1 protein-coding gene is annotated in these 235 nt (G+C 63.4%); it reads left to right on the forward strand.

What is annotated here, in order from left to right:
• Positions 1-14: 14 nt before the first annotated feature.
• On the forward strand, positions 15-235 hold a 221-nt coding region (locus tag ACSNOK_RS36265), incomplete at its 3' end, for a hypothetical protein (RefSeq protein ID WP_436784899.1).

A 235-nucleotide genomic window follows, 5' to 3' on the forward strand; every position in this document is an offset into this window, starting at 1 on the left:
GGCCTGACGGCCACATGATCCGAACCTCGGCGCTGACAGGGAACACGGGCAAGGAGGGAGAGGTCATTTCGACGCTCAACACCCGCTATCTGCTTTCCGGTCCCCCGATGCAGCCGGGTGAGCTTCAGCAACTCAAACGGTGGGTTGCCAATGGAGCCCAGCGAGCGAAAGTGGCTGACCAGGAGCGCCTATTCGACCTGCTGCAGGCCGCCTGGGGCATGGACGACCGCACCTT

Source organism: Streptomyces sp. URMC 126 (assembly GCF_051386555.1).
Taxonomy (GTDB): domain Bacteria; phylum Actinomycetota; class Actinomycetes; order Streptomycetales; family Streptomycetaceae; genus Streptomyces.